This is a genomic window from Phycisphaerae bacterium (assembly GCA_024102815.1).
Taxonomy (GTDB): domain Bacteria; phylum Planctomycetota; class Phycisphaerae; order UBA1845; family UBA1845; genus JAGFJJ01.
On record JAGFJJ010000078.1, the window covers coordinates 36639 to 60249 of the forward strand.

At 60.9% G+C, this 23611-nt stretch carries 15 protein-coding genes; 10 read left to right on the forward strand and 5 right to left on the reverse strand.

The annotated features are described in order from the left end of the window. The first annotated feature begins 442 nt into the window (after positions 1-442). The 6 genes from J5J06_19935 (at position 443) to J5J06_19960 (ending at position 12781) form a co-directional block, all read left to right on the forward strand. Positions 443-4846, forward strand: coding sequence for a strawberry notch family protein (locus J5J06_19935; protein MCO6439366.1), 4404 nt, complete (start codon positions 443-445; stop codon positions 4844-4846). A 333-nt stretch (positions 4847-5179) separates the two neighbouring features. Next, positions 5180-5494, forward strand: coding sequence for a transposase (locus tag J5J06_19940; protein ID MCO6439367.1), 315 nt, complete (start codon positions 5180-5182; stop codon positions 5492-5494). Positions 5495-5860: 366 nt separating this feature from the next. Then, a complete protein-coding gene (locus J5J06_19945; GenBank protein ID MCO6439368.1) occupies positions 5861-8143 on the forward strand; it encodes a TerB N-terminal domain-containing protein in 2283 nt (760 codons plus the stop codon). Between the two features lie 3 nt (positions 8144-8146). Beyond that, positions 8147-9499 carry an ATP-binding protein gene (locus tag J5J06_19950; protein MCO6439369.1) on the forward strand — a complete coding sequence of 451 codons (1353 nt, stop codon included), beginning with the start codon at positions 8147-8149 and terminating at the stop codon, positions 9497-9499. A gap of 3 nt (positions 9500-9502) precedes the next feature. Further along, the gene (locus J5J06_19955) at positions 9503-12433 is read left to right on the forward strand and encodes a DEAD/DEAH box helicase (GenBank protein MCO6439370.1); all 2931 of its coding nucleotides are present in this window, start codon (positions 9503-9505) and stop codon (positions 12431-12433) included. A 135-nt stretch (positions 12434-12568) separates the two neighbouring features. Then, positions 12569-12781, forward strand: a complete 213-nt coding sequence (locus J5J06_19960) for an ATP-binding domain-containing protein (GenBank protein ID MCO6439371.1) — start codon at positions 12569-12571, stop codon at positions 12779-12781. Between the two features lie 25 nt (positions 12782-12806). Here the strand turns inward: J5J06_19960 and J5J06_19965 are convergent, their stop codons facing one another. Both J5J06_19965 and J5J06_19970 read right to left on the reverse strand, forming a co-directional pair. Further along, positions 12807-13196, reverse strand: coding sequence for a hypothetical protein (locus J5J06_19965; protein MCO6439372.1), 390 nt, complete (start codon positions 13194-13196; stop codon positions 12807-12809). A gap of 24 nt (positions 13197-13220) precedes the next feature. Next, the gene (locus J5J06_19970) at positions 13221-13574 is read right to left on the reverse strand and encodes a sel1 repeat family protein (GenBank protein MCO6439373.1); all 354 of its coding nucleotides are present in this window, start codon (positions 13572-13574) and stop codon (positions 13221-13223) included. A 520-nt stretch (positions 13575-14094) separates the two neighbouring features. Here J5J06_19970 and J5J06_19975 point away from each other — a divergent pair. After that, a complete protein-coding gene (locus J5J06_19975; protein ID MCO6439374.1) occupies positions 14095-15186 on the forward strand; it encodes a tyrosine-type recombinase/integrase in 1092 nt (363 codons plus the stop codon). A 626-nt stretch (positions 15187-15812) separates the two neighbouring features. On the opposite strand, the gene J5J06_19980 is transcribed toward J5J06_19975, so the two are convergent. The 3 genes from J5J06_19980 to J5J06_19990 form a co-directional block, all read right to left on the reverse strand. Then, entirely contained in the window at positions 15813-16454 is a 642-nt protein-coding gene (locus tag J5J06_19980) for a hypothetical protein (protein ID MCO6439375.1), read from the reverse strand. Positions 16455-16516: 62 nt separating this feature from the next. After that, positions 16517-16732 carry a hypothetical protein gene (locus tag J5J06_19985; GenBank protein ID MCO6439376.1) on the reverse strand — a complete coding sequence of 72 codons (216 nt, stop codon included), beginning with the start codon at positions 16730-16732 and terminating at the stop codon, positions 16517-16519. Positions 16733-16748: 16 nt separating this feature from the next. Beyond that, positions 16749-17015: a hypothetical protein gene (locus tag J5J06_19990; GenBank protein MCO6439377.1), complete on the reverse strand. Its 267-nt coding sequence runs from the start codon at positions 17013-17015 to the stop codon at positions 16749-16751. Between the two features lie 1772 nt (positions 17016-18787). Here J5J06_19990 and J5J06_19995 point away from each other — a divergent pair. Genes J5J06_19995 through J5J06_20005 form a run of 3 tightly spaced genes read left to right on the forward strand, consistent with a single transcriptional unit; the run spans position 18788 to position 23562 of the window. Beyond that, entirely contained in the window at positions 18788-20068 is a 1281-nt protein-coding gene (locus J5J06_19995; GenBank protein ID MCO6439378.1) for a DUF2130 domain-containing protein, read from the forward strand. Between the two features lie 9 nt (positions 20069-20077). Then, entirely contained in the window at positions 20078-21817 is a 1740-nt protein-coding gene (locus J5J06_20000; protein MCO6439379.1) for an AAA family ATPase, read from the forward strand. After that, positions 21814-23562, forward strand: coding sequence for an ATP-dependent helicase (locus tag J5J06_20005; GenBank protein MCO6439380.1), 1749 nt, complete (start codon positions 21814-21816; stop codon positions 23560-23562). Before J5J06_20000 ends, J5J06_20005 begins: the two co-directional genes overlap by 4 nt. The last annotated feature ends 49 nt before the right edge of the window (positions 23563-23611 follow it).

Below are 23611 nucleotides of genomic sequence, written 5' to 3' on the forward strand. Positions count from 1 at the left end.
GATCCTCCTTGAGACAGGGCATCCATGCCCTTACAAGGATCGGCTATCCAACATCTTTACCCGCACATTCGAGTGAATCGGACCACTAGGTTCTGTCCGGCAAGCATCACACGTTTCGCAAACGCCGCCGTTCCCCTCCGCATTGACACGCCCTGTCTTGCTTTGCCCGCATTCGCTCCGAGCCGGTCGGCTACCCGCCTGCCCGCCGGACAGGCGGGCAAGCGGCCGGTCGAAACGGCATGCGTCGCGCCAGGCGGCGTGAAATCCCCGCGCGATGAATCCAACGAACTTGCATCTGTTCGCAGGGCCGCCTGTCACTCCTCCTGCTGATCGCTTCGACCTGTAGCCGTCCGTCTCTCCGCCCGTCCCCGCGAGGGGTGATCGGGTTTCCCCAGCGCCCGGCGAAGGAAACCCGATCACCCTTTTTTCGCGAGGACGGACCATGAGTGCAAAGCAAGTCATACAAGCCAAGCCGATGCGCAGAGAACAGCTCACCCTGTTCGCGCTGTTCGATGCGGCAGCGACAGAGAACCCTCGGACTCAGGCATTACCGGCAGCGGGGCTGGCGAACCATCGCCGTCTGCCGACGCCGCCGTCATCGCGTCCCGACCTGGGTGAGGACCCGACGACGACGGCTTTATACGGCAGACGGCAAGACGGCGGAGATTTATGGGCAGAGGGATCACCCGTTCAGACGCTTGCCCGAAGGATCGCGGCGGTGCTACACACCGAGCCGGCCACCCATATCGACAACCCACGCCTCGACGCGCTAACCCGCGAAATCTTCGGAACCGCCGTCGGCCACGCCCGTGACGCCTACGACGCCGCCGAAGGGGGCATGAATCTGCACATTGGCGAGTTTGCCATCGACTTCCGCGACGGGCGAGAAGCGATCGAGCGGCTACTTGAAGTCACGCAACGAATGCCTCGACAGTCCCGCCGAGACGAACGACAGGTTGAGTTGCAGCAGTTCAGCACGCCGCCGGCAGAAGCGTTCGTCGTCGTAGCAGCGGCGGCGATTCAACCGGGAATGTCCGTGCTTGAGCCGAGTGCCGGTACTGGCAATCTCGCGGTACTGGCACGATTGGCCGGGGCGGAAGTCGAGACCAACGAGATCGACCCCCGCCGGCGAGAACTTCTTACCATGCAGGGGTTCCCGGTGACGGCGGTCGATGCGGAACGCCTCCACAATCTGCTTGATCCCGACAAAACCTTCGACGCCATCGTGATGAACCCGCCGTTCTCGGCGACCGGCGGTCGGGTCACGGGGCACAACACCAAGTTCGGCGCCCGACACGTCGAGCAGGCCTTACTCCGACTGAAACCCGGCGGTCGACTCGTCGCCGTCGTCGGCCAGGGAATGGCCCTCGATCGCGTCGGCTTTCGCGAATGGTGGCAGATGATCGAGGAGCGTTTCCACGTCCGGGCCAACATCGGCATGGACGGCAACGGTTACGGGAAGTTCGGCACGTCGTTCGGCAATCAGATCGTCGTCATCGACAACGACGGACCCACGGCGAACGAAGAGGACGTGATCACCGGCTCGGAGCTTTCGCCGCAGGCCGCGTATGAACTGATTCGCGGCCTTGCCGACGAAGATATCCCGGCCCACATCGAACACGCCAGCCGGCGAACGGATCGCAACGGAAAGCCACGTAGCGAAACGCAACGCACCGCCGACCGAAACAGCATCGGCGAACTTGTCACCAACACGATGAGGCCCGCCGCCCAGATCGAAACGGGTACGGTGTTTTCACGCTACGAAGTGCGGAAGGCCACCGTTCGCGGATCGGAGCAGCACCCCGCGAACGTCGTCGAATCGACCACGATGGCCAGCGTCGAGCCGCCGGACATCATCTACAGGCACCACTTGCCCCCGGAGTTGATCGTCGAAGGCAGAGTGTCCGACCTGCAAATCGAGGATACGATCTACGCGGGACAGGCCACCGAGACGATGCTTCTCGACGGCAACCGCCGCGGGCACTGGAACGGCGACGGTACCGGGATCGGCAAGGGCCGCGAAATCTACGCCTTCATCTACGATCAATTCCAGCAGGGCCGGCGAAAGCACGTCCACGTATCCGCGTCCCACCAACTCGTTGTGGACGCCGAACGGGACCGCGACGCCGTCGGCTTGCCCTTGCCCATCATCCATCAGGCGAAACGCAAGCCCACGGACGTTGTGACCGCGTCGCAAGGCGTGTTCTTCACGACCTACACCATGTTGGCGGGAGACTTCAAACAGAATCGCCCCCGATTCAAGCAGCTTGCGGATTGGCTCGGTTCGGACTTCGACGGCGTGATCGCCTTCGACGAATCGCACTTGATGAAGAACGCCGCATCGACGCCCTACGGTGGAAAGGCCAGCACCGACGCCGGCACCCAGCGGGGAAACATGGGGATCGAACTTCAGCGGATGTTCCCCAACGCCCGCGTCCGCTACTTCAGTGCCACCGGGGCCACCGAGGTCCGGCATATGGCCGCGTACGAACGGCTCGGACTCTGGGGACCGGGAGCACCGTTCCCCGACTTCCCGTCGTTCGTGCTGGCGATGGAGCGGGGCGGCGTTGCGGCAATGGAGATGCTCTGCCGTGATCTCAAAGCCGTCGGATCGTACCTTGCCCGGACGATCAGCTACGGCCCCAGCCGAAACGACGACGGAACCATCGTTCCCGATTCCGCCGTCGAGTACGAACCGCTTCAACACAACATGACCCCCGACGAACGCGGGCAGTACGACCAGATCGCCGAGCTTTGGTCGGAATTGCTCGTTGCCTTTGAGGCGGCGGAGGAGACCGCTGGCCAGCAGCGGAACCCGAACCGCTACGCCCAGTTCTACGCAACGCAGCAGCGTTTCTTCCTGCAATTGATGATGGCCTACGAGCTTCCCGACGTGATCCCGGCCATCGAACGCGACCTGTCCGAGGGCCGGTCCGTCGTGGTCAGCCTGTTCAACACCAACGAGGCCCAGACCGACCGCAAGGTGAGTCGGGCGTTGGCTGACGGACTGGACCTGTCGGAACTCGACGCCACGCCCCGTGAGATGATCGTGCAACTCGTTGAGAAGCAATTCCCGATTCACCAGTACCAAGAGGTGACCGACCCCAAGACCGGCAAGGTCAAATCCGTCCGGGTGGAAGATGAAAACGGCAACCCGGAGATCAACCGCGAGAACGTAGCCAAGCAGGCGGAACTACTCGACAGGGTTGCGGACCTCGACTTCCCGCAGAACCCCATCGACACGCTTGTCGATCACTTCGGCCCGGAGAACGTCGCCGAGATCACCGGACGCTCGCATCGCTTCGAACGCGGCAAGTACGTTCGTCGCAAGATCAGTGGCGTCGGAACCAAGCGATTGAACGAACACGAGACGCGGCAGTTCCAGGACGGAACGAAACGCTTGGCCATCGTATCCGGTGCCGGAGCTACGGGAATCAGTTTGCACGCCGACGTGGATGCGAAGAACCACGAGCGGCGGGTGTTCTACGCGTTTCAGCTTTCGTGGTCGGCGGATCAGCAGATGCAGGTGTTCGGCAGGGTGCATCGCTCGCATCAGGTGTCGGCCCCGATCATCCGGCTGGTGTTACTCGATCTTGCCGGCCAGAAGCGGCAGGTAAACGCCGTATCGAAGCGACTGGCAGCGTTGGGAGCACTGACCAAAGGCGAGCGACAATCCCTTGGCGGAGTGTTGTTCCGCCCGGAAGATGTTACCGACCAGTACGGTGCCGCGGCACTGGCACGCCTTTACGGCGAGATCACCCACAACCGGCACAAGGACGCGGGACTCGGCGTGCGTGAGCTTGAGCGGATGGGCGTGCTCGACAAGGACAAGACGGCGGTACGCGAGAGCCTGATACGCAAGGTCAATCACTTTCTGAATCGCATCATGGTGCTTCCGGTTGAAAAGCAGAATGCGGTTTTCGAGCTTTTCTATGAGCGGTACGTCGAGGCCGTCGATGCCGCCAAACGTCGCGGAGCGTTCGACTTTGGGGTGTCGGAGATTAGGGCGAGGAACCTGCGAAGCGCCTGTCCCCCGCAGACCCTTCACACAGACGAGGCGTCGGGGGCACGGACGGTCCTGCACGAACTGCAAGGCGAGATCGACGTTGAGCGGCACGAGTTCGATACCGCCCGGTGCCGGTTCGCCGTCGAGGGCTTCTACCGCAACATCCGAGGCGGGACGGTCTACGCCGTGTCCGCCCATCACGACGATTCGCTACGACAGGCGGTGCTAATGGGCGTCAAGCGAACCACTCGGATTGTCGTTGAACGGCACGAGCTTGCCGCGAAGTACACCAAGGTCGGGAACGACGCCGCACGCGAATGGTGGGACGCGGCCTATGCCAGCACCCCCGCCACGGCCACGGAGAAGTTCTACGTCCTGAGCGGTGCCATCATCCCGATCTACGACAAGATCATGGGCGGGCAGGGCATCGACAACACCAAAGTCGCCCGGGCGATCCTTGAAAATGGCGAAGCCCTTGTCGGCTTCAACTTGAGTCCCAAGGATGTTGGGCCGGTCAAGCAGAGGCTCGGTATCGGCAATCCGCTGGCCGATTCGACCGCCGAGGAGATTCTGGAATTGGTCGACGCCGGTGGAGTGATCGAACTGGACAACGGATGGCGGATCACGCTTTCGGTCGTATCCAGCGAGAGCGTCGTCGAGCTTGTCCTGAACGGCGTCATCGGAAACAAGGACGAGATCCGCGGTTACGGATTCATCGACGAGACCATCCACTACAAACGCCGCTGGTTCGCCCGCATCGACGAGGCGGACGCGGTGCTGGCCCGATTGCTAGCCCGCCGGAAACCCGTACGGGACATCACGTTCGACCAGGCCGCGTAACGCAATTGGGATCCTCAAAAGCCGCCTGACGGTACAGCGCAACTTATCGATTCGCCCGGCGACGTGACTATCGTAGGCAAAAAAGGTTACCGCAATCACGCCCCATTTCGAATCCGTGGCCTCCCGGATCGAGTAGTGGCATCTGGTGAAACGTTTCACGCCAAGTGAGCCAATCGGCGTATTCGAACAAGGGACGGTTTTCGCCTCCGCCTGAGGGGGAACCAGAGTACGCAGGTTCCCCCTCAGACTCCCCCTCCTTCCTTCTTTCTCCTCCGGGGGGAAGAGGGCGGTCGGGTCGGGTAGCATGGCGTCGTCGCCGCCGGGAGGACCGTCATGAGCACGAACCGGAAACGTCGGAAGTGGACGCCGGAGCAGAAGCTCCGGATCGTGATCGAGAGTTTGCAATCGGAACGCAAGACGGCGGAGATCTGCCGCCGCGAAGGCCTCTCGCCCAACCAGATGTACGACTGGCGGAAGAAGCTGCTGGGCAGCGCCCAAGCGGTCTTCGCCGCCAAAGACCGCAACGACTCATCCCGTGGACCGAGGATCGACACCCTTATTCGACGAAGCGAGTTGTCTCACTTTGAGCGAAACAAATCACTGGCAAGCGTCGCTTGGTACTACTTTAATGAGGCGGCGCCTATCTGAGGTGTGGAAACTGCACGATAACGCCGAGCGCCCGGGTGAAGTGTTTGGGGGCGCCCAACCGGTCAACGGGCCAAACCGATGGACCCCTTCGATGGATCACCTGAGCGACGTCGCCACGTTCAGTAATCTGGCGCCGTCTTGATCGGGCTCTGGGGCAGCATTTTTCGCGATTGCGAGGCCCAACCGGGGTGAAGCGTGACGCCGGAGTGTTTCGGTGTACGATGGAGCAACTCCAGGGCTGTGGTTACGAACGATCAATGGTGGCCGGAGCGTGAACTGCACGGCGGTCGTCACGGAGGTGTCCGAACATGTCCCGAAGGTGATGTGCCACATCATGGCGCGCGGGCATGGGCAACAGGTGATCGTATGGCCGAAACCATCCTCATCGTCCTAATCGCCATCGTAGCGGTTGTACTCCTGGGTGTCCGTGACAAGCTTTCGGCTCTGCTTGGCGCCGGGGACCGAACCGCACAGCGTCGGACCGCTAGTCGAGCGGATCGCATCGACTCCGATTGGCGCGTTATGGCAGCGCCGTCACACAAGTCTAAACCGAAATGGCTCGGTTATGGTGACGTGCTTCAAGTAAAGGGCTTTGAGATTGCGCACCCCTTGACGTACCTGTCGAGCCCCGGCGGTTCGGCAATTGACCCTTCGGAGATCGATCGGTCCCTGCCCATCGCGAGAGATTCAGAGGCAGACGATCTGCCGTATTGGCCTTGGTACGCCCGGATGAACTCGGCCCAGCGGCACATCTACCTTGACTGGTTGTCATCCGACCGCGCCAAGCTGCCCAACACCGATGGTTACCTGTTCGTTTATTACTACGGCTTGGAGCGGCGCGCGCTGGTTGATGACGCGGATCACAAGACGGTGTTCGAGGAGGTGCAGCGGCTTCGCCAAGTCTACGAAGAATACGGCCCCAAGCGTGGTCGAAACAGTTTCATGAACTACAGCTCGGCGTTCCTGTGGTTTCTTGCGGCGTACAAACCTGACGAGATCAAGCAGAAGAGGGTCCAAAGGCTCGCGGAGTTGACGCGTGTATGGAACGAAGAGAAGCTCGCCGCGGCGCTGGCTTGGTGCGTTTCTCGAAAGCGACCCTTGCCTTCGTGGCTTGCGTTTGCCGTCGCTGAGCAATCACCGCAATCGCAGCGAAGCGTAGTCACCAAGCGAGTTGGCGACGAGTTCCGTGTGTTGTTCGCCAAACGGTACCAGGAGCAGTTCACCGAGGGACTGCCGCTACGGACCTCGAAGCGGGAGCGGCATATCTCCTACCGCCCCGCGAGCGCCGTGATCGATCACGCTTCGCTGGCGGTCCCGAATGCCCTTGGTATCCCCAGTCAATTCAAGCTGCTCTCTTCGATCTGGAACGGTTGCATCGATGATTTGCGAAAGCTGAGTGCCGTAACCCGTGAGAAGACTGATGCTCCGCTCACGGCCAAAGCGTGGGAAGCGATGCCGCCCGAACTCCGCCGTTCGCTCGAACATCCCCAGAACAACGCCGTCTGCGATCTGATCGCAGAAAGTGCGGATGAGGACGGACACGTGTTCGTCCGGGCTGGTGAACTTGCTCGTGCGATGCAAGTTGAGAAAGGCGATCGCCTTACGATTGGCCAAAGTCGAGCGATTGCCGCTACGGTCGAGCACATCGGGTTCGCGTTGGAGCCCGACCCGCGTCTGACCGGGAAGAGCTACAAAGCCGATTCGCTGATCGCCGCATTTCCACAGGCCTACGAGGGCGATCCCGACTACAAGCGTTACGGCGGGGCCGCTTGCATGATGCGACTCGGCCTGGCCGTGGCCGAAGCCGACGGGCATGTCGATGATGAGGAACTGCACCGCGTGCGGGATCAGATCGAGGACGGATTCGAACTCAACGACCATGAGCGCCGGCGATTGGAGGCCTTGCAGACGCTGCTCATCAAGACCGGTTCGGACATCGCCGGCCTGGGCAAACGGCTGCAGGAGGTCGTAGCCGAGAGCGGCCGGAGGTCGGTCGGGAAGCTGCTGATCGGTGTTGCTGCCTGCGATGGTGTCATCACCAAGGGCGAATTGCGGGCGCTTCGCAAGTGTTTCCGGTCTCTCGGGCTGACATCCGAGGGGCTCGACGCGATGCTCCAGGAACTCGCCTCTGACCTAGCCGAAGCTCCCGTCAGCGTGACACCGGGACGGCCGCGCGAGGCCGGGGAACCCATCCCACTCACCCGAGCAGCGGATGCGGAGATCCAACTGGATCGTGAGGCTATCGCAAGAATCATGCATGAGACCCGGGATGTGAGTGCGCTGCTGGCGAAAGCGATGGATATTCCCACTGAAGTGCAATCCGACCATCTTGTTGCGGTGATGGATCCTCGGGTCGATAACGACGATGCGCCACGCATACCGACAACAGCCATCGATTCTCCCAATCCCTCAGCCACGTCCGCACAACTACCGCCCGCGCGGTTCGCGGCTTTCTATACGGAGCTTGTCACCAAGAAGCGCTGGACCCGGGAGGATGCCGCACAACTCGCGCGGCGTCATGGCCACATGCTGAGCGGGGCGATCGAATCGATCAACGAGTGGGCCTTCGATGAATTCGGCGCCCAACTCGTGTACGATGGTGAGGATGACGTGGAACTGGAGCTTGATCTGCTGGAAGGAAGTGGCTAAGGCATGCGTGCACGAATCACGGGGCGCGAGCGGTCGGCGATTTTGAGTTCCCTTGCGGCAGGTGTCGTTCCCAGCATCGGGCTTCATCATATCCAGGTCGGTCGCAAGGACGAGGTGAACGCGCTGCTCAGCGATCTCGCAAAGGTGGAGAATGACGCGGCGTTTATCCGATTCGTGGTCGGCCGGTTCGGCTCAGGAAAGACGTTCTTCCTGAACCTCGTCCACACAGTCGCATTGGAACGGAAACTCGTCGTCGCGAGCGCCGACATCACAACGCAGCGTCGCCTTCATGGCACCGGTGGACAGGCGCGAACTCTCTATAGCGAGTTGATGCGGAACATCGCTTCGCGGAGCCGGCCCGAAGGCGGCGCGCTTCCCAACCTGATCGAACGGTGGGTATCCGATCTGGCTCACGAAGTATCCTCCTCCGGCGGAACGGCCGAGGACGTTGGACGCCGTCTTCACGATGCGTGCAAACCGCTGCAAGAGCTGGTGAGCGGACACGATTTCGCGAAGGTCATCGAGCAATACTACCGTGGATTCCTCGACCACAACGAAGCGCTGCAACAGGCCGCGATCCGCTGGCTCCGCGGAGAGTACACGACCAAGACCGAAGCCCGGCAGGATCTCGGTGTCCGAACGATCATTGACGACAGCTCCTTCTACGAATACCTGAAACTCATGGCGGGGTTCGTTCGCATCGCCGGATACGCCGGGCTGGTGGTTTGTATCGATGAACTCGTCGTGCTGTCCCATCGATTGAACAACAAGACGGCCCGGAACAACAACTACGAGGCGATTCTACGCATCCTAAACGACTGCCTGCAGGGATCGGTGCAGGGACTCGGTTTCATTTTCGCGGCAACCGACGACTGTTTGATGGACAAGCGGCGCGGGCTATTCAGCTACGAGGCACTCGCCACCCGGCTGGCACCCAACCGGTTCGCATCGGATGAGGTCGTTGATTTCTCCGGCCCCGTGCTGTCGCTTGCCAGCCTGACGCCCGAGGATTGCTACGTACTGTTGCACAACATCCGCCGGGTGCATGCGAAGGCGGACGACACCAACCATGCGCTGCCCGACGAGGCAATCGAGGCATTCCTCAAAGACTGCAACCAACGGATGGGAGCGGCTTACTTCCTGACCCCGCGCGAGACGGTGAAGGATTTCGTTGGCCTGCTCAACGTGCTTGAGCAGAATGAACAAGCGGATTGGCGTACGCTGCTCGGGGCTATCAAGACAACGGCGTCGGACGCGACCGATCCTTACGCGAGCGTCCCGGAGCAGGAGGATGGTCCGGACGACGAACCTGTTGCTACGCGAGGTGATGACGACCTTGCCAGCTTCAAGCTCTAAGCGATGACGGATACCAACGATTTTTCTCAACCGGCCTCACCTTCAAGCGACGTCTCCAGCGCGTTCGAACTGCTTGCTCGTGGCGTGCAGCGCCAGCTCTGGCGCATGGGCTGGACGGAGTTACGACCGATTCAGGTCCATGCGATTCGCGCGATAACGCAGTCCGATGCTGACGTGGTGATTGCAGCAGAAACCGCAAGTGGAAAAACCGAAGCGGCGTTCCTGCCGATCATTTCGAGGATATCCGACGAGCCGCCAAGCTCAGTCCGCGCACTGTATGTCGGCCCGCTTCGAGCGTTGATCAACGATCAGTTTCAGCGCATCGAGGATCTCTGTCAGTACGTGGACGTTCCGACCCATCGTTGGCACGGAGATGTCGGCGCCGCCGCCAAGTCCTCCCTACTCAAGAACCCGGCCGGCGTCCTTCTCATTACACCCGAGTCCATCGAATCGCTCTTCGTCAATCGGTCGTCCCATTTGCCGCGCCTGTTCGGCGGATTGCGGTACGTGGTGATCGACGAGCTGCACTCCTTCCTCGACAGTGAACGGGGCATCCACTTGCAGAGCCTGTTGTGCCGGTTGCGGCGTGTCGTGGGTGCATCCGATGGATCGTTTCGCACGGTGGGATTGTCCGCCACGCTCGGCGAAATGATCGCCGCTCAGCGATACGTGAACCGGGACAAACCGAAGACCGTTGCGGTCATCCGCGACGACGCTGGCGGGAAAGAGCTCCGATATCGTCTGCATGCCTATGTCTCGGAGCCGTCCACTGAGCTGGCTGTCGCTGAGGATGCACGCGAAGACTCGGGCGAACTCGACGTGATGCGGCAAATCGCGGAAGACCTCGTGGAACATTGTCGCGGCTCCAGCAACCTGGTATTCGCCAATGCCAAAGGCGACATCGAAGTTTACGCCGACCTCTGCAACGAAATCACACGGCGCGATGCCCTGCCGGAATCCTTCCTCGTGCATCATGGTTCGCTTTCCCGTGAAATCCGGGAAGATACCGAGGCCGGAATGAAGGACGGCCATCGGCAGACCGCAATCTGTTCGAGTACGCTTGAGATGGGTATCGACATCGGCAGCGTTCGGACGGTCGGTCAGATTGGGGCAACCTGGTCGGTCTCGTCGCTGAAACAACGCCTCGGAAGAAGTGGGCGCAAAGATGACGATCCCCGGATCATGCGCGTATACATCGCTTGTCGCGACCCCGGATCCGATGGAAGTCTTCTTGATCGGCTGCACCTCGAATTGATACAGGCGATTGCCGCCACGGAGCTGCTGCTGAGCGGATGGGTCGAACCGCCGACACCCGCCACATGCGACCTGAGCACGCTGACCCAACAAATCATCAGTGTCATCGCCGAGACCGGGGGGACGACCGCTTCCGAACTCCACGCCCGGCTCATCCGTCTCGGCGCCTTCCGGGACATCGAGTTGAGTTTGTTCAAGGCATTGTTGCAGTGTCTTGGCCGGGCTGACATCGCGGAGCAGATCGCAACCGGTGAGTTGATCCTCGGCCTGGAAGGGGAAAGAATCCGCGCCGGACGCGACTTCTATGCAGCGTTTCAAACGCCGGCGGAGTTCACCGTGACCACCGGACAGCGCTTGATCGGAACGGTGCCGATTCTCGGGTCACCGAGCGTGGATGACCACATTCTGCTGGGTGGCCGGCGCTGGAAGGTGGTGAGCGTCGACTATGACCGATCGGAGATTCTCGTTGAGCCGGCGCGCGGCAAGAAGCGCCCGTTGTTTATGGGCGGGGTCGGCGCGGTGCATGGCCGGATCCGTGAGACTATGCGAGATGTCTTGCACTCTGGCGATCGATACGTTTACCTCAACTCGACGGCATCCGACTTGCTGGCCCGCGCGCGCCGCACGGCGGAAGAAGCCGGCATGCTCACCGATCCCGTGGTCGCGATCGACGACCGAAAGTCACTTTGGTTCAATTGGGCTGGAACGAACACGCAGAGCACGATGGCGGCGTTGCTGGGTGCGATCGGGGTTGACGTGATCGACCGCGGTGTGGGTTTGGAGGTCGCCCTACCCAAATCCGAGGTCGGAACCGCCCTTGCGAAAGTACTCTCGGCCAAGCCCGATCCCGAATCTGTTGCTGAGCACGTCCTCCCTAAGCTCAGGAGGAAGTATGACGAGTTCCTGTCCGACAAGCTGCTCGATACCGCAATCATACGGGACGTCTTGAATCTCGACGAAGCCGTACGACTCTGCCGCAATCTGGCCAATCCGATCGAGCACCGCAGCGAAAAAAGCGCCACGAACATCAGCACCCGGCCGACCGGCGTTCGGGCTCCGCGCATCATATCCGGACGCCCCATGAAGGCCCTTCGCTCCTACCTGGTCTTCGACTTCGAGACTACCGGGTTGGACTGTCATCGCGATCGGATCATCCAGGTCGGGCTCTGCCGGGTAGCGGAAGGTAAAGTCGTGGATCGCACAGGTTGGCTCGTGCGCCAGGATGTCCCGATCCGCCCCGAGGCGCAGCGAAAGCATGGCATCACGGTTGAAGCTCTGCGGAAACACGGGACGACGCCCGAGGCGAGCCTGACCCGCCTTCTCGCCGCAATGCGGGAGGCGCCGGCGTGCATGGGACATAACATCCACATGTTCGACCTTCGATTCCTGCGAGCGGAATGCCGGCGCGCCGGCGTACGGGAGCCCAACTCATCCGCGTTCATCGACACCGCTGCGCTCTTCAAAGGATGGCGTTTGGGCGCTCCGTATGACCACCGGCACGAATCACCGCGTGACCATGCGATTCGAGTTCTGTCGACGAGAGTCAAGGACCTCAAGTACTCGATCGCCGCCTGCCTAGAGGCCCTTGGGGTCGAGGCTGACAAGTCGGGGATGCACGATGCAAGCGAGGATGCCTATCTGACTTACTTGATCTTCGAGGCACTGCAAGGTCGGCTGTAGCGGCGCGCCCTTGTGGGGAAACCGGTATTTTGCTACGAGGATATCGCTTGCCGATCTCGTTCGCGTTCCCGTGTATCGCTGAAAGAAACAAGTGACATTCGCGTCTGCGATCCCTTCGGGTAGCCTGACGAGGTGATGCCTGCGTACGCGATGAGCATCCACAAGAGACACCAGGGCAGCGAGTTCCCCGCCGTCGTGATCCCCGTCCACACGCAGCACTACATGATGGTGCAACGCGACCTGCTTTACACGGGCATCACGGGGGGCAAGCGGCTCGCCGTGGTGGTCACAGCCATGAAAGTGCGCGTTGTAGTTACGGCTGCTCCGCTTCTCGTGGCTGTGAATTAGGCGCCAACTTCCCGGCTCGTCGTGGCTATTTCTTCGGCGCTGACTTGTTCACTGAGACGATTCGGTCGTCCTTGTCGAACTCGATAACAAGGATCTCGTTTTCCCCTGTAGCAAGTTCAATCGGGGTTCCAATTGCTTCCCAGATTCCGAGCGTAAGGACATCCAAAGCGCCGTGAGCGACGGCTCGCCCTGGGCTTGGCTCATTGTCCGTCTCGAATTGGTAGATGCTGGTGCTTCCGTGTTGGTGCTGAATCGTCGAGTCGGGAGTACCCAGTGCTAACTCTGTTTCGGTCTTCGATACTCCAGGACGAATCGCCGAAAGGTCTGGGGGGCGCTCGCCCCTGGCCGCCATGACAACCGAACAACCTGAAAGCGTGATAAGGAGGACGATGATACGGACCGGTGATGTTTTCATTTCAACCTCTTCGATGATTATGCGTTACTTGGGTGGCATGTCAGATGGCGGAACCTCGAAGAGGCGCTGCCACATGATGCCGTTTGCGAACAAGTTGTCTCGTGCGACGTAATCGCCTTGTCGCGCGGCTTGTATCCACCAGCGCTGGCCGGCGTCCTTGTCAACGGCGTACCCGCCCAAACCGTAGTAATAGCAAGTTCCGACGTTGTTTTGTGCTTCGACGTTTCCACGCGTCGCCTCCTGTTCATAAATCGGGCATGCGGCTGCGTAATCCTCCCGGTACATCGCGGAGTCGGCCAACATAAGTCGCATGTCGCAACCGTTCGCGCTGACAAGAATGATCAGGACAATACAACCGCTTCGTGCAGTCTGCTGCATGTTGGAAGAATCGCATACTTACGGTCCGGAGATCAAGCGCCGACCCTCAGCCCTTCCCACCGGAGCCTCGCTTCCGCTGGTTGGCATTGCGGTGATTCGTCCCCCGACGCCAAGATGTCCCTATCCGCTGGCCGGCCGCATGCGCATTGATGAATAGGGCGCGGTGCCTGGGATTCCTGACGACGCCGAAGAGCCGCCGCACCTCGTCGGGACTCGGGCGGCGAAATGCGAAGCTCCTTCGACAAGGCTGATCAGACCCGACCGCCCGGCGCGGCCCGGCGCCGCAGCGCACGAGAACAACGACGCTCCGAATTCCAAGTCGATAAAGCCGACCGATGACGTGCGGGATTGGACCGGCCGCGGACCCCACTTGCGCCGAGACCGCGACTTATGATAACGGATTCTATCATCAGCCGCGGCGCGGGGCGGAAACGCGGAAACCGCAGGCACAACGGGCAATCTTTCTCCCGCCGAGAGTGCCGTCCCGGCGCCGACACCAACGTGCAAGGAGGCGCGACCCATGAGCGATGACAGGAGCGCGATCGTTGCGGATCACACCGCGCCGTGCAACGACGTGCGGCGGGGTCTTCCGCCGATGCTAATTGGACACGCGACGCCGGAGGTTCGTCGTCGGGTCGAGAAGTTCTACACGTCGGTGTCCGACCTCTTCGAAGCATGGGTGGCACGGCGACGGAGCCCGCACACGCAACGCGCCTATCGTCAGGACGTAACCTGCTTCATCAGCTTCATGGGGCTCGATTGGCCCGGAGAATCGTGGCGGATTTACACCGTCTCGGTAAAAGACGTTCAGGCTTTTCGCGAGGACCTGATCGCCCGCGGCGCGGCACCGAAGACGCTCAACCGGCGAATCTCGTCGGTATCGAGCTTCTACAAGTTCCTGGCGGCAACGGCCGCCGAGCTTCGACTGCCGATCACCGTGCCCAACCCCGCCCACGCGCAGTTCATCAGCCGGGAATCCAACGATCCGCTCCACGACACGAAGGCGCTGTCGGCCACGCGTGCACGGCAACTGATGAGCATGCCTGCCGGCAACACGCTGGTCGAGGCCCGCGATCGGGCGATTCTGAAGTTTTACCTGTACACAGCCGCCAGAATCAGCGCCGGGTGCCGACTCAGGGTCAGCGATTTCCACCGCGACGGCGAGGAAGCCACGATCCGCCTGAGCGAAAAAGGCCATCGCCATCGGACGATCGGCCTGCACTTCACCGCCGCCGAAGCGATCGCGGAGTACATCGAGAGAGCCGGGCTCACCGGCGGGCCGCTGTTTCGACCCCGCGTCTCGTCCAACTGCGATCGGCTCGCCGATCGGCCATTTCATCCAATGGGCATGTATCACTTGATCATGGGGTATCTGCGCCGCCTCCCGGGGGCGATCAAGCGAGAGGCGGCGCCTCATGAAGCGACGGCACCGCGGTGCATCTACACGCCGCATTCGCTACGCGCCACGACGGCGACGCTGCTGCTCGGCGCCGGCGTCGATATGCGGAAAGTCCAGGATCTGCTCGGCCATCAACACGTCACCACGACGCAGATCTACGACAAGCGGCGAATCGCCGTGTCCGAGAGTGCCTCGCACGACGTCCCGATTTGAGGAAACTCACATCCCCAGCCTGCCACCTGACGAAGAGTTGGTCGCACGGCACACTTCACGCATGATGAAAGGCCCCAAGCCGGATGACGGATACGTTGTACCGTTCCACGAGGGTTTCGCCGATATGGCTCGGGCCGACTGCCGTGCGGCAAGGCATCGCGAGGCAGCGTCGTCGCATCCGCTACCGCGGCCATAATGCTCCTGGTTGAAAGTCTGAAACTGGCCTTCGGCGGCTGACGCGGCTTAGCGATTTGCAGCCCACAACGATGTATGAACTCGGTTTGGCCAGCGGCAAGCCGCGGGCCTGTCCACGAGCTGATGACCGCCATCGGGCTTTGGCACCAAGAGAAAGGGTTCGATCTCAAGCAATTCCGAGTCCCACGTGTATTCAAAGCGGGCCGGGGTCCATCGGCCGTCATGCGTCCAGGCTTCGACAATGTCACCGGCATGAAGCGGCTCGCCTTCGAGATAGTAGCGGGGGCCGTCGCGTTCCCAATGAAGCTGTAGGTGTCCCATGACTTCAGCCTGCCACAGGACGTGTACCAAATGCAACCTTATTCGACTCGGGGTACACCGGGCCGAATCGTCGGTCGCCCGGGCCCGTTCACCACCTATTGCCAGCTTCCTTACGCGCCTTGGCCGAGCTTGGATGGCCGCAGTGCTTGCACGACACGCCGCCGTGAACGTACGCACTTCCAGTCGACCAGAGCAAGCCCTGCGGTCTTGCGCTGCTTGTTGACGGCCCGGACGATCGTGTACATCTGCCGACGTACGGGCGCATACGGCTCGTATGGCATGTGACGAATCTGGTGTTCGATCGCGCCCGCGTCGATTCGTGTCGACAATCGCAGCAACTCGCCGCGGATCTTGCGGTAGGTTTCCAGCGAAAGGCGTACAGAGGCCCGTCCGCTATAGAGTCCGATGGAATAGCCGGCGAAGTGAATCGGTTGGCCGCGGGCGGCGTTGCGAATAACCTTCGCTTCGTCCTCAAAGAGACGGTGTTGCCCTTCCGTTGCGAGCAACAGGAAAAACCGCTCAAATCGAAGGTACTGCACGCTGGCCTGTCCCAGTTTCTTACGACGATAGCGCGTCCATTTGGAAACGGCGATGTCGTATCGCTCCAGCAGCTTACGGTCGACGGCCATCGGATCCTTGTGTTCGGGAATCCGCCCCGGCACGTAGAAATGATAGCCGTTGACCAGATGACTCACCGCGAGTTGCTGGACAAAGCCAGCGATGCTCGCCGCCTCATATCGATATGCTTCCATGCAAATGCCCCTCCATCAAAGGGTGGAGACTGTTTGCGGCACAATCTCCTGAAGCCGTTGAATCAACCTCCTTTCGTACCGAAACAGAACTCGATCAACTCGACGAGCTCCTGGCGGGTCGGGTCACGCGAGAACGCCTCCTGATACTCGCGCCGAATGCGGCTCAGCATTTCGGCCGGAACCTCGTCCGGCGTGCCGAACCCGCTCTCGGTTTCTTCGAGTATGTTGGCCGGCGCATCGCCGATGACACCGCCCGATCCCGTACGCCACCAACCCATGACCTGCAAAACCTCCTCAGTAATCTTCCGGGAGCAGGATCGTCGTCGCCGATCGGTCCGCCTCGGTGATGATCCAGAACTTCGTGTCGCCAGCCCGGTAGACGGACAGCAACCGAAACCCGTTACGCAGCGACAGCTCGTTCTCCGCGACGTCCTCGGGGTCAACCTCACCCCAGTCGCCGGCGGCGTGCCGGGCCAGCGCCGTCTGTACGGCGCCGGCCGGCAGCACGTTTGCCGCGTTACGCGTAATCATCACGCGTCCCAGGTCGAACTTCGCGGCCATCGCCACTCTCCGGTTCGACACTCACCGACCACACAAAGCGGGCCGGCATCGCTTACAGCCACCTTCATCGCGAACCTCCTTTCGTTCACCGGCCACCTCCGGACGCGCAACGCCGCGGGCACGCAGTTGCAACTGCTTGCTTCCCGTCTTGCGGTTGCGCATTCCATGGAGGTAGCGCACGTTTTTGCTTACCACAATGCACAGCGGATCACTCCTCCCGGAGCAATCTGCTGTACCCAAGGGAAATGGCTCAAGAAAACCACGCCGGCGTTAGTCCACGCGTGGACCACGCCAGCCTCACCGTCGGGCGGTGACATGAAACCCGTCAACCCTTTCGTCGTCGCATCCGATCGCGGCACCACCCGCAATCGCGAACGAGCCGGCCACTGCCTTGCAGCCGCCTCGCCGACACGTCACAGACGCGTCGCTCCTACTTAGGTCACACTCCCCCACTGCGGCGTTTGAAGCACCCCGTCGATCAAACGAGGCACCGGGCACCACCCCGGTAGCCGCAGTGGTTCCCGGATTAGTGTTGACTATCGCTTTGACGGTCACGTCGCTAGAGAGATTCCTCTCAGGTCCGGCGCCGGATACGCGTACTCCCGTACGCGTACCGTTTGCACAACGCGGCACGATCATCGCGCTACGTTGCGATTTCAGCAGGCCGAAGCAAGAAGCGCCCGCTTACCCATCGACGCCGACTTTTCGCAGTTCGGCACCGTCTCCGTCAAAGCTTACCGGCAAGCCCTTGCGGGCCTTTCGTGGTTGAGCTCTTCGCCGCCGCAACTTTCGTTGCAGTCGCCGAACCCGATCATCAGGTCCGGGCGCGCGTGTCGCCACGTCGCGCACTCCCCACGCCGGCCGAGGTTGAACGAACCTTGCGGGACTTCCACCCGATTTGCGCGATGCAAGTCGCGCTGTGGTCCGGACCCCCTGGAGGGATTTGTTCCGATTCGTCGGAACGCACCACCTTCAGCCAACACGGCCCTTGACACAACGCATGCCGCGATGCGGCACTGGTCGCTAAGCGATGCCCGAGCTTCGCTCGGTCCGCTGTGTCATGGGTGTGTCTCCGTCGCCCCGCTTCAAGCGGCAAGGCATCGGATAGAACGTCGGGATTGACGATTCTCTTGGTGAGAGAACGCTTTACTCCGACGAGCCTCCGTCGATCCGGACAAGCCAGTCTCCTGGCATCCGGCTCTACGGGTCGCACGGCGCGGCGGTTGGTAATCCGCCACCTTTCGGCATGCTGGTGAGGCCGCCTACTCCGGTTGCCGGCGTGTCACACGCCAAACTTCGACGATGAGAGCCATCTCACACGGATCGGCGTATCGTACCGACCGGGGCGGTACAAGACCGAAAAGTTCATGTAGGTTGAACGACGTACGTGGTTGCCCGGACGCGGCGCGTTCGAGCGGGCCGCAAAGAACGGCAACTACGCGTTAGTTCGGGGCCCGGCTACCGTAATGCTCGGATTCCGATGATGGCGAGCAAGACGTAGAGCGCGTGCATCGGATACTGCCCGGCGTAGACGAACGCCAACGCGCCGATCAGGAGGAATAGAGGTGTTGCCTGCATGCGCCCCACGTTTGCACGACCCGCCGACCTGCGCAATCGGTTTCCTTCAGGCGTGGGGTGGCTAGCAAGCAAAGGCATCGCCGTCAGGCACTGTTTGGGCAGCTTGGTCCAGACCGTTCCAAACCGGTTGACGCGCAGTACCTTCGGTGGTACCTGAAAATCGACCTTAGTCCTGAAGAATCCGGAATTTCCGTATGACCGAGCCGACAATCCTTTGTCCAAACTGCAAGACCGAGATCAAGCTGACGGAATCGCTCGCGGCTCCGCTGCTTGAATCCACGCGCCGGGATTATGAGCAACGCCTTACCCAAAAGGAATCCGAGGTCAGCAAGCGGGAAACTGCCGTCAGGAAGCAGCAAGCGGCGATCGCGAAGGCCCAGGAATCCATCGACGAGCAGGTTGCCGCGCAGCTGAAAGTTGAGCGGGCCGGCATCAGCGCAGCCGAGGCCAAGAAAGCCCGCGAGGCGTTGGCCGACGAAATCGAAATGGCCCGCCAGGATAAGGCGGCGACCGAGGCCCTTCTCAAAGACCGGGACACAAAACTCGCCGAGGCCCGCAAGAACGAACTGGAACTTCGGCAGGATCGTCAACGCCTCCAGGAGGAAAAGGAGCAGTTCGAGCTTGAGATGCAGCGGGCCGTTGACGCCGAGCGCTCAAAGATTCGCGAGTCCGCGCAGAAGGACGCCGACGAGCAAGCCCGCCTCAAGCTGGCCGAAAAGGACAAGACCATCACCGACTTGCAGACCAAACTCCAGGACGCCCTTCGCAAGGCCGAGCAGGGGTCACAGCAGCTTCAGGGCGAAATTCAGGAACTCGAACTGGAAGCCGTCCTCCGCGAGAACTTCCCGCGCGACTCGATCGAGCCGGTTCCGAAAGGCGAATACGGCGGCGACGTGCTCCACCGAGTTCTCGGACCGTCCGGCCAGCCTTGCGGATCGATCCTATGGGAATCGAAACGGACAAGAAACTGGAGCGACGGTTGGCTTGCCAAGCTGCGCGAGGACATGCGCGCCGCCGGCGCCGAGATCGCCGTCGTCGTGTCGCAGGCCCTTCCCAAGGACACCGACACGTTCAATCTGATTGACGGCGTGTGGGTCACGTCGTTCAAATGCGCCGTTCCGCTCGGCGTGGCACTGCGTCACACGCTGATCGGCATCGCCGCAACGAGGACGGCTGGTGAAGGGCAGCAGACCAAAATGGAGATGGTATACCAGTACCTCACCGGCCCACGGTTCCGCCACCGAGTGCAGGCCATCGTCGAGAAGTTCACCGACATGCAGGAGGATCTTGAGAGGGAGCGCAAGACGATGACGCGGCTCTGGGCCAAGCGAGAGGAGCAGATTCGCGGCGTCATCGAGTCCACTGCCGGCATGTACGGCGACCTCCAGGGTATCGCCGGGAAAACGATGCAGGAAATCGAAGGGCTGGAAGTGATGCTACTTCCGCAAGAAACGGATATCGACGGCCCTAAGTGAGCACGCACCATGCACATAAGCCGAGTTGTTGTACGGAATTTCCGGAATCTCGCCACAATTGACGTTTCGCTGCGCAAGGGCGTTACCTGCATCATCGGCGAGAACAACATTGGAAAAACGAATCTACTGCACGCACTCCGGTTGGTATTGGATGGTGACTTGCCTGGCTACGCGCGGCAGTTGACACTAGCGGATGTGAACGAACCCGCCGCGGCCGAACATCCGTTTCACGTCGTAGTCGCAGTTGAGTTTAGCGACTTTGAAGATGATGTTGATGCGTCGGCGTTCGCAGCTTTTTTTAAGATACGGGAGAATTTGGCACGTCTCACGTACCGCTTTCGTCCGAATCCGACCGCCCGGGATGCACTTGAAGCTGAGGAGCGTGAGGCCGAAGACCTTACTATTGATGACTATCGCTGGGAGATCACAGGAGGCGGGAATGAGGACCCGTCAAACATCGATTGGCATGAGGACTTTGGCCGCACCATCCGTATCTCGGACTTGAACGACTACTTGGTAGTCTTCCTGCACGCGCTACGCGATGTCGTCGCCGATCTCAGGTCCTCTCGGCAGTCGCCACTTCGCCGAATCATTCGCTCGCTCAAGTTGCCGCGCGACGAACAGGCGCGTCTTGTCGAAGTCCTCTCGGACGCAAACACGGAGATTGCATCGACCGACACCATCAAGCGCATCGGCGAATTGCTTGACGAGCGTCTCTCAGCCACCGCCGGCGAGGCATTCAAGCTGTCGGTCGCCCTCGGTATGGGCAGTCCCACGTTTTCCGCCATCGAACGAGCACTTACACTATTGCTGTCGAGCGACAGCCACTCTCGATTCGAACCGGGGCAGAACGGGCTGGGGCTGAACAACGTTCTCTATGTCGCGCTCCTACTCCAATACTTCGAGAGCCGACTTGAGGCTGACGAATGCGCCGGCGCAGTGATTCTATTTGAAGAGCCGGAATCGCACCTTCACCCCCAGCTTCAGCGAGTCCTGTTGGAGACCCTTAAGGCGCATTCCGTCCAGGTAATCGTTACCACCCACAGCACGCACGTTACTGCTGCCACTGACATCGACGACTATGTAGTCCTTTCGCTAGGCCCGCATGGTGTTGTCAACGCCCACGTACCGCGCTTGGCCAATCACTTGAGCCGTGCAGATCGCGCCGACCTCAACCGATATCTGGACGCCACCAAATCGACGCTGCTCTTCGCCCGGCGAGTGATCTTGGTGGAGGGGCCAGCGGAGCTTTTCCTCGTCCCGACCATTGCGAAGCACGTATGCGGCATTGATCTCGATCGGCACGGTGTCGCAGTCGTGCCGATATTCGGGACCTACTTCGCCCCGTTCGCTAAGTTATTCGGCCCCGATGGCGTTCGTAAGCGCTGCGCGATCGTTACCGATCGCGATGATGACCCGGCAGAGGAGGGGGAGGCCCCTCGGAATCTGGGGAAATACGAGAACGAGTTCGTGAAGGTTTTCGCATGTGACACGACTCTCGAAAGAGAATTGGCAATCGCAGGAATATCTGAGCCGCTGCGCCTCACCGCGGCGGAGTTGCGTACCCGAAGGCTTAGGCAAGCTCTGGACACAGACCCAGTCGACTTTAACGCTCTCGGAAAGCGTATCCTGAAAGCGGCGGAGTTGAGATCCAAGGGACGGTTCGCCCAAGTGCTGTCTAAGCACATGCAAGCGGCAACCGATGCGCCGGAGTACCTGAAAGACGCCATCGCTTGGGTGACGGAATGAAGCTGACTGACGCGCAGCGCGCAGCCGTTGATGAAGAATCTCGACACGTCTTGGTTGTAGCTTGTCCGGGGAGTGGTAAAACGCGAACCATTGTAGCCCGCCTCCTGCGTGCGATCGAACACGTCCGCTGTACCCCTCGCCGCGTAGCGTGCATCACCTATACCAACGCTGCTGCCCACGAGATCGAGGCCAGACTCAAAAAGCTGATCAGTGCCGACGATGCCGACTACTGCGATGTCGGCACCATTCATTCGTTTTGCCTGCAAGCAGTGCTCCGGCATCACCACCGCCTGCTCGGCGGATACCAGTCCGGACTGGCGGTCGCGGCACCCGAGTCCCCCGAGTTTGCCGAAGCCGCGCAGCAGGCTCTCGCGGATACGATGCGCGGGCATGGCAACACTCAGGAGTTTGAGCGCGTTCGCCGCGATGCCGCAGGAGAGCCGCTGATCCCGACAGACGTGGGACTAACAGACGAATGTGTACGTCGCTTCTGGGAACTGCTGGCCGAGTGGCAATTCGTCGATTTTCCGAGCATTACCTACCTGACCTTTCGGCTGTTTGAACTGCATTCACACCTAGCCAAAAGCGTGTCCTCCCGCTACCGAGAAATCCTTATCGATGAAATGCAGGACACAGACGCGCTGCAAGTGCAGGTGCTGCGCCGCCTTGCCGACGTTCGTCGGAGCCGCTTCTTTCTGGTCGGCGATCACTTTCAGTCCATCCAGGGATTTGCCGGGGCCCAGCCCGAGCGCATGTTCGAGCTTGCCGCGCACCTGGACGCTCGTACCGACTTCCCGCTCCATGAAAACTGGCGCAGCAGTTCAAGTATCGTTGCACTCGGTGAAGCCCTTTGCCCGCGCGACCCAACAATGGTCGCCGTAGGCCCGGATGCAGATTACCACAGTCGGCCTCGCATCATGACTGCTGCTTCTGGTGTCGACGCCGTCGTTGGTGGGTTCATCCCGCTCCTAGCCCGCGAGGGTATTGCGGTGACGGATGCAGCCGTGCTTGCACCCGCATGGTATATGTTGTTTCCCATCGCCCGCGAACTCCGCCGTTTAGGGGTGCCTGTCTCCGGACCGGGCGCGCGCCCTTACCGGCGAGCGCGGCTCTTCACCGGTTTGATTGAGTACCTGTGTGCCTATATTGACACACCCGCACCGCAACTTTTGCACCGTGTTCAGGTTCAGCTATTCCACACGGTTCAGCAAACGGAAGGTCTAACCCGCTTTGACATTTGGGATCGCCTGGGCAGACTCTCCGTCATGCGTCTAGTCATTTGCGGTCGTGAATTGCGAAGCCGTAACGCCTCGGCAATTGCGTGGCTGGCGGCGGCGGCACCCGCCTTCACAGGGATCCTTCGGGAGCACGGCCTCATTAAGGAGGCGGGGGCAACCGCCATCGAGACATCGGCTTCTGAGATCATCGCGGACATCCGCCGCAACCGCGATTTCGACGCCGACGACTTGACCGTGGACGATATCGGCGATTTTGCCCATCCTGATGGGAGTTTGCGCCTGCTCACTCTCCATTCCGCCAAAGGACGTGAATTCGAAGCAGTGTGCATTATCGAGCTTCAGGACAGTCAGTTTCCCCATCCGCGCGGAGATATTGAAGAATCACGTCGCGTTCTTTACGTCGGAATTACACGCCCGCGTAAGGTGCTACTTCTGTGCCATCGGCGCGGCATAACGTTCACTCGGTATCTTTCAGAATCGCGCGTAGTTGCAGCTCTGAACGAATGAGTGTTGCGCGCATGGCCTACTCACGTCCCGGCTTCTCCGCTGTCTGTTC

Excerpts from the sequence above, each read along its gene's own strand:
- J5J06_19935 (MCO6439366.1), top strand. The coding sequence starts at position 443 with ATGAGTGCAAAGCAAGTCATACAAGCCAAGCCGATGCGCAGAGAACAG.
- J5J06_19940 (MCO6439367.1), top strand. The coding sequence starts at position 5,180 with ATGAGCACGAACCGGAAACGTCGGAAGTGGACGCCGGAGCAGAAGCTC.
- J5J06_19945 (MCO6439368.1), top strand. The coding sequence starts at position 5,861 with ATGGCCGAAACCATCCTCATCGTCCTAATCGCCATCGTAGCGGTTGTA.
- J5J06_19950 (MCO6439369.1), top strand. The coding sequence starts at position 8,147 with ATGCGTGCACGAATCACGGGGCGCGAGCGGTCGGCGATTTTGAGTTCC.
- J5J06_19955 (MCO6439370.1), top strand. The coding sequence starts at position 9,503 with ATGACGGATACCAACGATTTTTCTCAACCGGCCTCACCTTCAAGCGAC.
- J5J06_19960 (MCO6439371.1), top strand. The coding sequence starts at position 12,569 with ATGCCTGCGTACGCGATGAGCATCCACAAGAGACACCAGGGCAGCGAG.
- J5J06_19965 (MCO6439372.1), bottom strand. The coding sequence starts at position 13,196 with ATGAAAACATCACCGGTCCGTATCATCGTCCTCCTTATCACGCTTTCA.
- J5J06_19970 (MCO6439373.1), bottom strand. The coding sequence starts at position 13,574 with ATGCAGCAGACTGCACGAAGCGGTTGTATTGTCCTGATCATTCTTGTC.
- J5J06_19975 (MCO6439374.1), top strand. The coding sequence starts at position 14,095 with ATGAGCGATGACAGGAGCGCGATCGTTGCGGATCACACCGCGCCGTGC.
- J5J06_19980 (MCO6439375.1), bottom strand. The coding sequence starts at position 16,454 with ATGGAAGCATATCGATATGAGGCGGCGAGCATCGCTGGCTTTGTCCAG.
- J5J06_19985 (MCO6439376.1), bottom strand. The coding sequence starts at position 16,732 with ATGGGTTGGTGGCGTACGGGATCGGGCGGTGTCATCGGCGATGCGCCG.
- J5J06_19990 (MCO6439377.1), bottom strand. The coding sequence starts at position 17,015 with ATGGCCGCGAAGTTCGACCTGGGACGCGTGATGATTACGCGTAACGCG.
- J5J06_19995 (MCO6439378.1), top strand. The coding sequence starts at position 18,788 with ATGACCGAGCCGACAATCCTTTGTCCAAACTGCAAGACCGAGATCAAG.
- J5J06_20000 (MCO6439379.1), top strand. The coding sequence starts at position 20,078 with ATGCACATAAGCCGAGTTGTTGTACGGAATTTCCGGAATCTCGCCACA.
- J5J06_20005 (MCO6439380.1), top strand. The coding sequence starts at position 21,814 with ATGAAGCTGACTGACGCGCAGCGCGCAGCCGTTGATGAAGAATCTCGA.